The sequence below is a fragment of the Synechococcus sp. CC9605 genome, assembly GCF_000012625.1.
Classification (GTDB): Bacteria; Cyanobacteriota; Cyanobacteriia; order PCC-6307; family Cyanobiaceae; genus Parasynechococcus.
Genome location: NC_007516.1, coordinates 849,074 through 861,474, shown reverse-complemented (window position 1 = coordinate 861,474; position 12,401 = coordinate 849,074). Strand labels below are relative to the sequence as shown.

The following is a 12,401-nucleotide window of genomic DNA, read 5'->3' as shown; positions in this document are numbered from 1 at the left end:
GACCCTAAGCAGTACAAACCTGAGGTGATGCACGGTTCAGCTCCGCTGCAGAAGAGCCACAGCCTGGCAACTGATGCCCTCTTCCTGTCCCTCCGGACCCAAGCCTTCATTGGTGGTGGCCTTCACACCCACGGCATCGGGGGCGATGCCGATCGCAGACGCCATCCGGCTGCTCATCTCAGCGATGTGCGGCTTGAGTTTGGGGCGCTCAGCAATCACCACAGCATCGATGTTCACCACCGACCAGCCGCGCTCCTTCACCAGCTTCACCACCTGATCCAGCAGCTTCAAGCTATCGGCCCCTTTCCACTGGGGATCGGTGGGGGGGAAGTACTTGCCGATGTCGCCGAGGGCAAGGGCCCCGAGCAGCGCATCCATCACGGCATGTACCAACACATCGGCATCGCTGTGGCCATCCAGACCAAGACCATCGGGATGGTCGAGGGTCACACCCCCCAGGATCAGGGCCCGACCGGGCACCAGCCGATGGATGTCGTATCCGTTGCCGATGCGCAGCTCCATGCCGGGATCTGAAGGGTCATTCATTGTCGCGGTCTGCCAGCGGGCAAACAGATCGGGCCGCCGCTCGCGGGTGCGCTGCTCCCGCTGCTCCTGGCGCCACCGGGCGATGGAACCGTGGTCGCCACTGCGCAGCACATCCGGAACGGTCATGCCGCGGAAGTCGGCGGGGCGGGTGTAATGCGGGTGTTCCAGGAGGAGTGCACTGTGGCTTTCCTCCACCAGGGAATCAGCGGTGCCAACCGTGCCGGGCAGCAGGCGCACAACACCGTTGATCACCGTCATCGCCGGCAGCTCACCACCGGTGAGGACGAAATCACCCATCGACACCTCCTCATCGGCCAGGCCGCGAATCCGTTCGTCGAAGCCCTCGTAGTGACCGCAGAGGAAGACCAGTTGATCGTGTTCGGTGGACCAACGCTGCAGATCGGCCTGCTGGAGGGGGCGCCCCTGCGGTGACATCAACAGCACCCGGCTGCGGGGACTTCGGGGAATCGCCTCCATCGCGGCGAACACCGGCTCGGGCTTGAGCACCATGCCGGCACCGCCCCCATAGGGCTCGTCGTCCACCTTGCGATGGCGATCCGTGGCGAAGTCCCTGGGGTTGTGCAGATGCAACTCGGCAATGCCCGCGTTGAAGGCACGACCGATCACCCCCAGCTCCAGCAGAGGAGCAAACGCCTGCGGCGCCAGGCTCAACACATCAAGGCGATAGGGCGCCATGCCGCCTCAGGCCGCGGGTTTGGACACCCTGCGGATGTCCGTGCAGAAACTGCCTTGCACCGGTGTTCCCTGCGCATCCACCGCCGTGGTGCTGCGCAGGCGCAGGTTGGCCCGCGTGAACCAGATCCGCTCCTGAACCTGCACACCGTCAGCCCGGCTGAGGTTCAGCTCCATGCTGCCGTCAGGCCAGAACCTCCAGTTACCTGGCGAATCACCATCGAGAATCAGCCGTCCATCAGCAGCGAAAGTGAGGCTGCTGCTGGTTCCACCAGGGGCCTGCACCTGCAGTTGGCCGAGAGCCCCTTGCTCGCTCACGCAGCGGACGGTGAGTTCACCCCGTTCGCTGCTGTGCCACTCGTCATCTCCACCAGCAGCCAGCTCAAAGCAACTGCGAAGGCTCATCCACTCCCCGTCGCAAAGGCTCAGAAAGGAGCCAGGGTCTTCCGGGGGAAAGGCTTGTTCACTCATACGCCCATTCTCTCAGCCGGATCACCAGCTGATAGGGAGGAAGGGATAAGGGCGGTTCCAGCCGTAAAGCGCTAACCGCTGCTGCCCCTGGGCGGCGGCACCGCGCCGGTGAAAGCCGAACACGTCCGCCAGCACCAGGGTGTTGGCAGGGCAGGTGAGGGCAACAGGCCTGGGCAGACCCAGTTCGGCCAAGGACTCTTCGCGAATGCGGAACGATCCAGACACATCCGGCTGCCGCCGTTGTTCTGCAGCTGCAACGGCTGTGGTCTGCTCCCACCGCAGGCGGGATGGATCGAGACGATGGCTGCCCGGCACGTATTCGAAGGGACCGTCCTGGGGTTGCACCGGCCGCAGAAAGAACCAGAACTTCAGAGCTCGGAAGAACGTGTCGCGATGCAGCACCTTCTGCAGATCGGGCGTGCGGGCCTCCTCGCCGTGAGCCGTGAGGTAGATGTCCAGCTTGCGCGGATTCATCGGCAAGCCGATGACCTGGCGCGATCCCGCACTGAGCCTATGGTCATGGGAGAAGGCAGTGGCCCGAGGCATCTGCTCGGGGTCGATGTGCAGAAAGCGGTTGAGGGTTCCTCCATCGAAACGATCAAAACCCCCGGGGAAGGGTTGTTTGGGGCGAAAACCAGGCATGTTGTTGTCCGGTGCCGGATGCAGGCGTGAGGCGCGAGCCACCACGGTCTCCACCTCATCGCGCAAGGCCTCAAACTCCGGCTGCGGCAGAAAGTTCTCGAGCACCACAAAGCCATCCCCCTCCAGGCTGGCCAGCTGAGTTGGTCGCAGCAGCCGCCTCCAGAGGCACAGCGTCTCCGCCAGCTGAACCCGGCGTCGATGCAGCTGCCAGCGTCGGTTCAGATCTGGGTGACCGACCCATGGGTCCCGAAAGCTCTTGGTGCGCGTCAGCAGCGAAAGCATGGGCGCGACATTACGCGCTGATGCCATCAAGCGGGCAGTTATTGATTTCCCGTGTAACCCAGCTCCGCCAAGCGGGCCGGTTTGCTGCGCCAATCGGGCACCACCTTCACGAACAGCTCCAGATACACCGGACCATCAATCAGCACCTGCATCTGCAGCCGCGCCCCCTGGCCGATCGTCTTGAGCATCGCCCCGCCTTTGCCGATCAGGATTCCCTTCTGACTCTTCCGTTCCACCAGAACCGTGGCCAAGACAGCCGTCCGACCCGCACCCTTGCCCTTGGCCGGCAACTCCTCAACGCGATCAATGGTGACGGCAACGCTGTGGGGCACCTCTTCCCGCGTGTGCAGAAGCACCTGCTCGCGAATGAGTTCCCCCAGCAGCACCCGCTCCGGTTGATCACTCACCATCTCGGGCGGATACAGCTGTGGCCCCAAGGGCAACTGAGCCGCCATCGCTGCTGTGAGATCTGCGCAGCCATCGCCTGACAGGGCGCTGCAGCGGTGCACCGGCCAATTCGTCTCCTGCAGCAGGGCGGCATAGGCCTCTTCCGCTTCAGCGCGGTGCTCCTCCGCCAGCTTGTCCCACTTGTTCAGGGCCACCAGCACCGGCAGGGACTGCTGCTGCAGCAAATTCACGATGAAGGCATCACCGCGCCCCGGGCGCTCGCACCCCTCCAACAGCAACACCACCAGATCCACTTCACCGATGGCGCTGCGGGCACTCTTCACCAGCCGTTCCCCCAGCAAGTGGTGGGGCTTGTGGATGCCAGGCGTGTCCACCAGCACCATCTGGGCCACCTCAGTGGTAAGGATGGCCCGCAGTCGGTTGCGGGTGGTCTGGGCCACGGGCGATGTGATCGCCACCTTCTCCCCCACCAGCTGATTCACCAGCGTGGATTTGCCCACGTTGGGGCGACCGATCAGTGCGATGAAGCCAGAGCGGTAATCCTCTGGCAGGGGAGTTGCGTGCATCCTCTAAGTCTGCGCCGCCGTTGAATCAATCCGTTGAATCGACCCATAGCCTGAGAGCAGGAATTGAACAGGTCCATGGCGGATCAGCAGCCCACCTTCCAGCAGGCCATGGAAATCACAGCGGCCTGGCTGCAGCAGTGGGACAACGAGGAGATCAGCGATGAGGTGTTGGCCGACCGCATCGGTGAAATGGTGGCCAGCCGCGATGGGGCCCGGGGATTTTTCGTGGTAAGCCTGGCGGGCGAGAGCGTGCTGATGGATCGGTTGCCCGACGCCGTCGTCGGTCAGCTGCGCGGCGCCGGTGCTGGCGTTGTGGATCTGAGCGTTCGCAATCTGGCCATGAGCACAGCCATGGCCGTTCATCACCGGCGCACGGGAGATGAGGTGCAGCAGGCAGGCTCGGAGCGGGTCAGCAGCCGCTGTGTTGAACTGCTCAGGCTGCTGGAACCAGCGGAGGTGAAAGAGCGCCTAGAGCAACTGCTGGCCGCAGCCCTCGACAACTGCGGTGAGGACGTCGCCTTCCTGGAGAAGTGGGGGTACGACGCCGAGCAGAAACAAGCGATTGGAGACAGCGTCTATGCCGTGGCGGAGGGCTGAAGGTTGAAGGCTGAGCCATAAGAAAAGCCCCGGGCAGGCCGGGGCAAGGAATGATTCGATTGAGTTGAAATCGTCAGTCGCGACGTTCAGTCGCGACGACCACCGCCGTTGAGCACGATGATCAGACGCAGGATGAAGATGAACAGGTTGATGTACGTGAGGTACATGCTCAAAGCGCCTGCCAGGTATTGGTCATCCCGGTAGGAGCGGGGCATCGTGTAAAAGTCGACAAAAGCGGCACCAATGAACAACACGGTGCCGAAGCCGGCGATCATCAGCTCAAAGCTGGTGCCATGGAACATCGCGGGGGCAAAGATGCCACCGATGAACTGAACGACCATCGCCAGGATCAGGCCGACCAGGCCGAGACCCACCACACCGGACAGGGCCTGACCAACGGAATCGCTCATGCGGCGGCCGACGATCGATGCAATCACGAAGGTGATGCCGGTGGCCAGTGCGGCGGTGCCAACCGCACCCACACCCGCAACGGCTCCCGCCAAAGCCACGAGACCACTCAAGGTGAACCCGGTGATCAAGCTGTAGATCGACAGCAGCGGCAAGGCTGTGGCGTTGTTGCCCTTCAAGGCGACGTTCTGCGCCACGAAGAACAGCACCAGGTTGCCGATCACAGCCACCCAGAACAGGGGCATGAACAGCGGAGTGGCCATCATCGAGAGACCACCAATCACCCCGATTGAGGTGAGCACCATGCCGCCGCCGACGTAGGGCAGCGCCTTGTTGACAACGTTGGGGCCGACGAGGGCACTCGATTGCGCCTCGCGGATCGCTTCCTGGAAATTGCTGCTTGCTGGCATGTCGACCAAGTCACCAAAGACTCATCACATCCTGCCAGCGGTGACAAGGGATTGGGGTGTGGATCTCCCTATCGACGTTGAACTTTTGGCGTTTTGCGTTCGTCCCGTCGGGCATAGGCCTCCACCACCCGCTGCACGAGGGGGTGACGCACCACATCCGCCGAAGTAAGGCGGCAGACGGCGACCCCTTCAACGCCCTCCAAAACCTCAGATGCCTCCACCAAACCGCTCTGCACAGTGGCAGGCAGATCCACCTGGGTGATGTCACCGGTCACGACCATTCGCGAACGCTCTCCCAGACGGGTGAGCACCATGCGCATCTGGGCCGGCGTGGTGTTCTGCGCCTCATCCAGGATCACAAAGGCATCGCTGAGAGTGCGGCCCCGCATGTAGGCCAGGGGAGCGACCTCAATCACACCCTTCTCCAGCAGCACGTGGGTTTTCTCCGCGCCGAGCAGGGAATGCAAGGCGTCATAGAGCGGACGCAGATAGGGGTCCACCTTCTGCTGCAGGTCGCCGGGCAGGAACCCCAGGCGCTCCCCAGCTTCAACAGCCGGCCGGGTGAGAATCAAACGCTCCACCTTGCGTTCGGTAAGCATCCGAACCGCGAGAACGGTGGCGAGAAAGGTTTTGCCGGTGCCGGCAGGGCCGAGGGCAAAGGTGAGGTCGTGGCGCTCCATGGCATCCACGTATTTCTTCTGGCGCAGGGTGCGCGGGCGAAGCAGATTGCCCTTCTGGCTCTTCGCCAACACCTGCTCGCCCATGGCGGCGTGGTCATCGCCGCGGCCGGTGTTGAGCGCTCCCAGCGCCGACTGGAGGTCCACCGGTGACACCGACTGGCCGTCCTGCCAGATCGGGCGCACCAATTCCACAACCGCAGCAGCCCTCTCAATCTGCGTTGGCCGCCCGGTGATCACCAGTTGAAGACCCCGCAACACCATGGAGGCTCCTGTCAGAGCTTCCAGGCGATGCAGGGTTGTTTCCGCTTCACCAGCCAAGGCCAGTGCAGCATCGGGATCAGGCAGGTCGAGAACGAAACGGCCGCGTTCGCCGTCGTCAGACACCGGAATGATCAGCCCTCGGTGGATTCGGATTCTGCGGAATCAGAAGCTTCAGCTTCTGCAGCTTTCTCATCAGCTGCTGCAGCCTTAGCCTCGGCAGCCTCCTTGGCGGCTTGCTTGGCATCAGCCTCACGCTTGGCCGCTTGCTTGGCCTTGCCGACGGTCTCGGCAGGACGCACGGTCTTTTCAAGAAGACCGCCGCGCTCGAGCAGGGTGCGCACCACATCAGTGGGTTGGGCACCCTGACCCAGACGCTCACGAATCGCCTCGGTGTCGAGACGGGTTTCCTTCGTCCGCGGGTTGTAGAAGCCCAGCTCCTGGAGGGGACGACCGTCCCGACGTGAGGTGCTATTGCAGGCCACGAGGCGGAAGCTCGCTTCCCGCTTCTTGCCAAACCGCTTCAGGCGGAGCTTGATCATCGTGGCCCTGGAGTGAAGGAAAGAGGTGGTCCGGCGGCGCCTAAACGCCTGCCAAACAACCACCATACCGTTCCGCCCTCACAGGTCCCCGAAGCCCTTCTTCTTCTTGGCGGGTCGCTGTCGCTTCGGTGGTCCCCCACGACCCGGACGACCACTACCTCCAGGCATGCCGCCCATGCCTGGCATTCCCGGCACGCCTCCCATTCCGGGCATCCCAGGCATTCCACCCATACCGGGCATGCCTCCCGTTCCGGGCATGTTGCCCTGGCTCATCTGCTGCATGAAGCCACGCATCTTCTGAAAGTCAGCCAGCACCTTGTCCACATCTGCAGCCTGATGACCGCTGCCGCTGGCGATCCGGCGACGCCTTGAGGGTTGACTCGCCAGAAGGTCGGGATTTTCCCGCTCCTGCTGGGTCATCGAACCGATCATTGCCTCGATGCGCTTGAGCTGCTGTTCCCCCTGCTTGAGCATGCCGTCATCGATCTTGTTCATGCCCGGGATCATTTTCATCAGACCCCCCAGCGAGCCCATGCGCTTGATCAGGCGCATCTGCTTGACGAAGTCCGAGAAATCAAACGTCGCCTCCTGCAGCTTCTTCTGCATCTTTTCGACGTCGGCGAGTTCGACCTCCTTCTGGGCCTTCTCCACCAGCGTCAGCACGTCACCCATGCCGAGGATGCGACTGGCCATCCGTTCGGGATGGAACGGCTGCAGGGCCTCAACCTTTTCGCCGGTGCCGATGAACTTGATCGGCTGACCGCTCACCTTGCGGATCGAGAGGGCGGCACCGCCACGGGAATCACCGTCGAGCTTGGTGAGCACCGCACCGGTGATCCCCACCTGGTCGTGGAAGGCACGGGTGAGTTCGGCCGCTTCCTGGCCGATCATCGAATCCACCACCAGCAGCACCTCATCGGGCTGCACAGCGGTGCGGATCCGCACCATCTCCTCCATCATCTCGGTGTCGATCTGGAGGCGACCGGCGGTGTCGACCAGGAGCGTGTCGAACCCTTCCTCCTTCGCCTTGGCCAGACCAGCGGCCGCAATGTCTTCAGGCTTGGCCTCAGCACCGAGGCTGAACACCTCCACATCGATCTGAGCACCGAGTGTTTTCAGCTGCTCGATGGCGGCTGGTCGGTAGACGTCGGCACCAACCATCAAGGCCCGACGTCCCTGATCCTTGAGGTGGAGGCCCAACTTAGCCGTTGCGGTGGTTTTACCGGCACCCTGAAGACCGGCCATCAACACGACGGTGGGAGCGTCAGCCGCCTTGGCCAGAGGAGCGTTATCGCCCCCCATGACCTCCACCAGCTGTTCGTGGACCACCTGGATGAACTTCTGATCCGGGCTGACACCGCGCACCACCTCGGCACCAACGGCTTTGTCGCGGACATCAGCCACGAATTCCTTCACCACCGGCAGGCTGACGTCGGCTTCAAGCAAGGCCCGACGGACGTCCTTCAGAGCCCCATCGACGTTGGTTTCGCTGATGCTGTCTTGGCCGCGCAGCCCTTTGACCGCATCCTCAAAACGGGCTGAAAGCTCGTCGAACATCGGCGTTACGCCCCTGGATCAATGGGGTGATCGTAAAAAGCGACGGTCATGCAATCCGATTCAGCAACTCAGGAGCCCGGGATGTAGTCGTGCAAACGCCATTGGGTTCCATCCCTGCCGAGTACGTAGGTGACAATGAAATCAGTCGGCGCTGTCTCTTCAATGACGGTTCCGTCGCCAGACTTCAGGCGATCGCTGTAGGCCACCTGGGCCAGCAATTCAATCCTTTGAGGCTTGCGGTCGACCACCTCAATGGTGGTAATTGATGCATCAATCGACTTGGATCGCCCTGCAGCCTGATCAGCTGCCCGCTCCTGCTCCACGCGCTTCAGTAGGGGCCGCCTCGCCACGACGGACAGATCGGCTGGCTGGCCAGACAGTGTCAACGCTTTGGCATCAAGCCATCCCTGGAGCAAGGCCTGAAGCTCGGCTTCCGTCGGGGCATCACTCACCAGTGGCTCAGAAGGTGCTGAAGGCTCAAGATCGGGCTTCAGACTCGCAATGGGCTCGTCATCCATGGGGTCTTCATCCACGAGCTCTTCATCCACGGGGGATGAAGCAGCGTCGAGCTCCAGCTTTGCTTCAACCTCCTCTTCCACAGCGGACGGTGAAGCGGTTTGCGCCGTCTGCGACGCGGGATTCCAGTTGCGTCGCACCAGGGCAAAACCTGCAACGGTGATTCCGATCAGTGCAAGCGCTGCAGCAGCGGGGCGGAGCCAACGTTGCTGCCAGAGCGGTGTGGCATCCGCGTCTTCGGAGTCAACCGTCTGGTCTGATTCAGCTGGTTCGCTCGGCTCTCCAAGGGATGCATCGCCTGCCGTTGCCCAGGCCAAGGTCATGTCGTCGGATCCGATCTGCCGCGACGCCTTGCGATCGAGACGATCGACAAAGCCCTGCACATCACGATCAGCGAACCAGGCATCGAGATCAGCAACCGAGGCGTCCACGTCGCGATATCCCGGCAAGACATCACGTTCAAGCCAGGCCCGGCAGTACTCGCACTGCGCGGCCAACCGATCACCCGGGTGATTGAGGAACCAGGCCTGCAGATCCGGATCCCGCAGGACGGCGAAATGCCGATCCGCATCCTTTACGTTGCCCAGCAGCAGATCCAGACACCCCAGCAGAGGCATGGGATCGAGGTCGGCATTGGCAACCGTCTGCATCCGCTCACGCGCCTGCTCGAGAAACTCGGGCTTGCGCCGGGAGAAGCCTGCGGCAGTGAGGGCCAGAACCGTGAGGAAACCGGCATCGGCGGCGCCCGCCTCAAACCAGCGGCTGAACAGATCGATCTGCTCCTGAACGGTCAGGAAGCGGCGGATCTGGTGAAAGAACGATTCGAAATCCTCCTGGCTGAGGCTGCCGGGCTGATCGTCATCAACATCAGCGGCCTCCAGGCCGCCCCGGGCCACGACCAACTCATCCAGCAGCTTCAAACCCTGTTGATGGGAGGCCTGATCGCCAAGATCACGACTCAGCAGATCGAGAATCCTGAAGGGAGTGAGCCCCTGCAAATCGTTTTCCAGCCGGCGCTGCTGGTCGGGCAGCTTGCCCATCCGCTGTTGCAGCTGAATGCCCTCGATTAACAGCTGGGCCGCCGACTCATAGCGCCGTTGCTCCTGTTCCTCCAAGGCAGCATCGCGGCAGGCCAGGGCGGCCAGAAGCGTCAGATCCGCTTCACGGCCACTGCCGAGGGCTGGAGCCTGGGGGGGCTGGAGCCCCTGCCTTGCCAGCTGAAAGGCCTCGAGAGCCCCATGGGCTTCCCAGAGCAGAATCAGACCCGCCACCTCACTGCTGGTAGGGAGGTCCAATCCCACCGTGCCGTTCGGATGGGATTCGCTGAGGCGCAACAGAGCGGCTTCGTACTCAGCCCTGTCCGCGGGATCGGTCAGCAAATCGGCGGAGCGACGCAGCAGATCGGCGCGTTGGAGCAGAGCCTCATGGGTGAAGCCCTGATCCGGTGGACTGTCACAGCGGGTTTCCAAGCGGCGCAGGATTGCCTCAGGGCCTGCCGATGGACTAATGCCCAGAAGTCGGAAATGATCAATGGGCAGATCCAACAGCGCCGCTGCGAGGAGACGCGGATCTTAGTCAGTGTCAGGGGTTTTGCCCATCGCTCATCGGTTGGCCCTTAAAGTTGATCGCAATCCCTCAGGTGGACATGGGTCAGGACCTCGCTGTCGATTCCGCTCCGATTGGCACTGCGACTGCTGGTCCCCACGCCGAACGGCTTTCCAAGCTGGTCACCACACAACGGGCCACTGTGGAGCGGGACACCGGCTTGGAGCTCTACCGGGACATGACCCTGGGCCGACGCTTTGAGGACAAGTGCGCCGAGATGTACTACCGGGGCAAGATGTTCGGCTTCGTGCACCTCTACAACGGTCAGGAAGCGGTCAGCACCGGCGTGATCGGTGCGATGAAACGACAGCACGACTGGTTCTGCAGCACCTATCGCGACCACGTGCATGCCTTGAGCGCTGGTGTGCCGGCCCGCGAAGTCATGAGCGAACTCTTCGGCAAGGAGACCGGTTGCAGCAAAGGCCGCGGCGGTTCGATGCACCTGTTCTCCAAGGAGCACCACCTTCTTGGCGGCTTTGCCTTCATCGCCGAAGGCATTCCCGTAGCGCTCGGATCTGCCTTCACCAGCCGCTACAAGCGCGACGCCCTTGGTGATGCCTCAAGCAACGCCGTGACGGCAGCTTTCTTTGGCGATGGAACCTGCAACAACGGTCAGTTTTTCGAATGCATGAACATGGCGCAGCTGTGGAAGCTGCCGATCATCTTCGTGGTCGAGAACAACAAGTGGGCCATCGGCATGGCCCACGACCGGGCCACCAGTGACCCGGAGATCTGGCGCAAGGCCAGTTCCTTCGGCATGGCCGGAGAGGAAGTGGATGGCATGGACGTTCTGGCGGTGCGGGCAGCGGCCCAACGCGCCGTGGAACGGGCCAGGGCCGGTGAAGGTCCGACCTTGCTGGAATGCCTGACCTATCGCTTCCGCGGGCATTCTCTGGCTGATCCGGACGAACTGCGAGCGGAGGAAGAGAAGCTGTTCTGGGCCAAGCGTGATCCCCTCAAAGCCCTCGAGCGGGACCTGACCGAAGCGGGTCTGGTGAACAGCGATGAACTGCGCGCCATTGAAAAGGATATCGACGACATCGTTCAGGACTGCGTTGACTTCGCCCTCTCCGCACCCGAGCCAGACCCAGCAGAACTCACCCGATACATCTGGGCTGAAGACTGATTCAGCTGACCTGGATCAACCGAATCAATCGACTCACGTGGCGGCTCAGATGCCGCTCGGAAGTCGTCGGGTGAGGTTGCGCAACTTCCGCAGCGCCTTGAGTTCAACCTGACGCACCCGCTCGCGGGACACCTCCATCAGGCGTCCAATTTCAGCAAGCGTGTGACGCTCGTTGCCCTCAAGCCCGAAGCGCATGCGCAGAACGTGCTGCTCCTGCTCGCTCAGGTGACTCAGCCAGCGGCCCAGCTGCTCGTGATGAATCCGCTGTTCAACGATGTCGAGCGGTTCATCGAGGGATGAATCAGCGATTAGATCCCCAAGGAAGCTGCGCCCCTCCTCACCGTTGACGGGAGCATCCAGGCTGCTGGTGGTGAGCGCCTGGCGCAGCAGCGAATCGAGCTCATCCAAGGGGATATCCATCGCTTCAGCGATCTCCACACGGCTGGGCATGGCGCCGAGCTTGTGGGCCAGATCAAGACTGACCTTGCGAATCGTGGTGAGCCGCTCACTGAGATGAACGGGAAGACGAATCGTGCGCGACTGGCAGGCAATGGCCCGGGTCATGCTCTGGCGGATCCACCAGAAGGCATAGGTGGAAAACTTGTAACCGCGAGTGGGATCAAATTTCTCAACAGCACGCTCGAGGCCGAGGGAGCCCTCCTGAATCAGATCGAGCAACTCCAGACCCTTGCCTTGATATTTCTTGGCGACGCTGACCACAAGACGAAGATTGGCCTTCATCATCCGCTCTTTGGCGCGGCGACCGATCCTCAGGAGACGGCGCTGTGCCGTGGTGAGTTCTCCATCCTCGATTTCACGGGAACCGTCTTCGGTGAAGGCCATCATCGCCTGCACCTGATTGCCCAGCTCGATTTCTTCGGCTGGGGTCAGCAGTGGAATTCTGCCGATGGTGGCGAGATACCAACTGACGGGGTCGCTGCTGCGCCGACGTTGCGTCTCCAGCGGCTTGGAAGCTGTGGACACCTTGGGTGCTGCGGAAGTGAGTTGACTTTCCTACGAACAGAAAGAATGTCGAAGTGTTTTCAGCAACCCTTCAGATTCAGAACAGCAAACCGCAACATTTCAGATTTGCG

At 62.2% G+C, this 12,401-nt stretch carries 12 protein-coding genes; 2 read left to right on the top strand and 10 right to left on the bottom strand.

Annotated elements, in window-relative coordinates; genetic code table 11:
- Positions 1-36: 36 nt before the first annotated feature.
- From trmD to era, 4 genes are read right to left on the bottom strand one after another with little or no spacing between them, the layout of a single operon-like run.
- Entirely contained in the window at positions 37-1,242 is a 1,206-nt protein-coding gene (trmD, locus tag SYNCC9605_RS14270) for a tRNA (guanosine(37)-N1)-methyltransferase TrmD (protein WP_011363882.1), read from the bottom strand.
- Positions 1,243-1,248: 6 nt separating this feature from the next.
- Entirely contained in the window at positions 1,249-1,710 is a 462-nt protein-coding gene (locus SYNCC9605_RS04495; protein ID WP_011363881.1) for a phycobiliprotein lyase, read from the bottom strand.
- A gap of 21 nt (positions 1,711-1,731) precedes the next feature.
- Entirely contained in the window at positions 1,732-2,634 is a 903-nt protein-coding gene (locus tag SYNCC9605_RS04490; RefSeq protein ID WP_011363880.1) for a phytanoyl-CoA dioxygenase family protein, read from the bottom strand.
- 38 nt (positions 2,635-2,672) lie between these two features.
- The gene (era, locus tag SYNCC9605_RS04485; RefSeq protein WP_011363879.1) at positions 2,673-3,608 is read right to left on the bottom strand and encodes a GTPase Era; all 936 of its coding nucleotides are present in this window, start codon (positions 3,606-3,608) and stop codon (positions 2,673-2,675) included.
- Between the two features lie 75 nt (positions 3,609-3,683).
- Here era and SYNCC9605_RS04480 point away from each other — a divergent pair, with 75 nt between their 5' ends.
- Positions 3,684-4,205 carry a hypothetical protein gene (locus SYNCC9605_RS04480; RefSeq protein ID WP_011363878.1) on the top strand — a complete coding sequence of 174 codons (522 nt, stop codon included), beginning with the start codon at positions 3,684-3,686 and terminating at the stop codon, positions 4,203-4,205.
- Between the two features lie 86 nt (positions 4,206-4,291).
- Here the strand turns inward: SYNCC9605_RS04480 and SYNCC9605_RS04475 are convergent, their stop codons facing one another.
- The 5 genes from SYNCC9605_RS04475 to SYNCC9605_RS04455 all read right to left on the bottom strand — a co-directional run bounded on the left by SYNCC9605_RS04475 (position 4,292) and on the right by SYNCC9605_RS04455 (position 10,120).
- Positions 4,292-5,023, bottom strand: coding sequence for a Bax inhibitor-1/YccA family protein (locus tag SYNCC9605_RS04475; protein WP_011363877.1), 732 nt, complete (start codon positions 5,021-5,023; stop codon positions 4,292-4,294).
- 68 nt (positions 5,024-5,091) lie between these two features.
- Positions 5,092-6,087, bottom strand: coding sequence for a PhoH family protein (locus SYNCC9605_RS04470; protein ID WP_011363876.1), 996 nt, complete (start codon positions 6,085-6,087; stop codon positions 5,092-5,094).
- 8 nt (positions 6,088-6,095) lie between these two features.
- Positions 6,096-6,503, bottom strand: a complete 408-nt coding sequence (gene rpsP, locus SYNCC9605_RS04465) for a 30S ribosomal protein S16 (RefSeq protein WP_011363875.1) — start codon at positions 6,501-6,503, stop codon at positions 6,096-6,098.
- Positions 6,504-6,581: 78 nt separating this feature from the next.
- Positions 6,582-8,060 carry a signal recognition particle protein gene (ffh, locus tag SYNCC9605_RS04460; RefSeq protein ID WP_011363874.1) on the bottom strand — a complete coding sequence of 493 codons (1,479 nt, stop codon included), beginning with the start codon at positions 8,058-8,060 and terminating at the stop codon, positions 6,582-6,584.
- Between the two features lie 68 nt (positions 8,061-8,128).
- Complete coding sequence (locus SYNCC9605_RS04455; RefSeq protein WP_011363873.1) at positions 8,129-10,120, bottom strand: IMS domain-containing protein; 1,992 nt, start codon at positions 10,118-10,120, stop codon at positions 8,129-8,131.
- A 101-nt stretch (positions 10,121-10,221) separates the two neighbouring features.
- On the opposite strand from SYNCC9605_RS04455, the gene pdhA reads away from it, so the two are divergent.
- Positions 10,222-11,307 (top strand): pyruvate dehydrogenase (acetyl-transferring) E1 component subunit alpha, encoded by a 1,086-nt coding sequence (gene pdhA, locus SYNCC9605_RS04450; RefSeq protein ID WP_041434499.1) that lies wholly within the window; start codon positions 10,222-10,224, stop codon positions 11,305-11,307.
- A 45-nt stretch (positions 11,308-11,352) separates the two neighbouring features.
- Here the strand turns inward: pdhA and SYNCC9605_RS04445 are convergent, their stop codons facing one another.
- Positions 11,353-12,291 (bottom strand): RpoD/SigA family RNA polymerase sigma factor, encoded by a 939-nt coding sequence (locus tag SYNCC9605_RS04445; protein WP_011363871.1) that lies wholly within the window; start codon positions 12,289-12,291, stop codon positions 11,353-11,355.
- Positions 12,292-12,401: the final 110 nt, after the last annotated feature.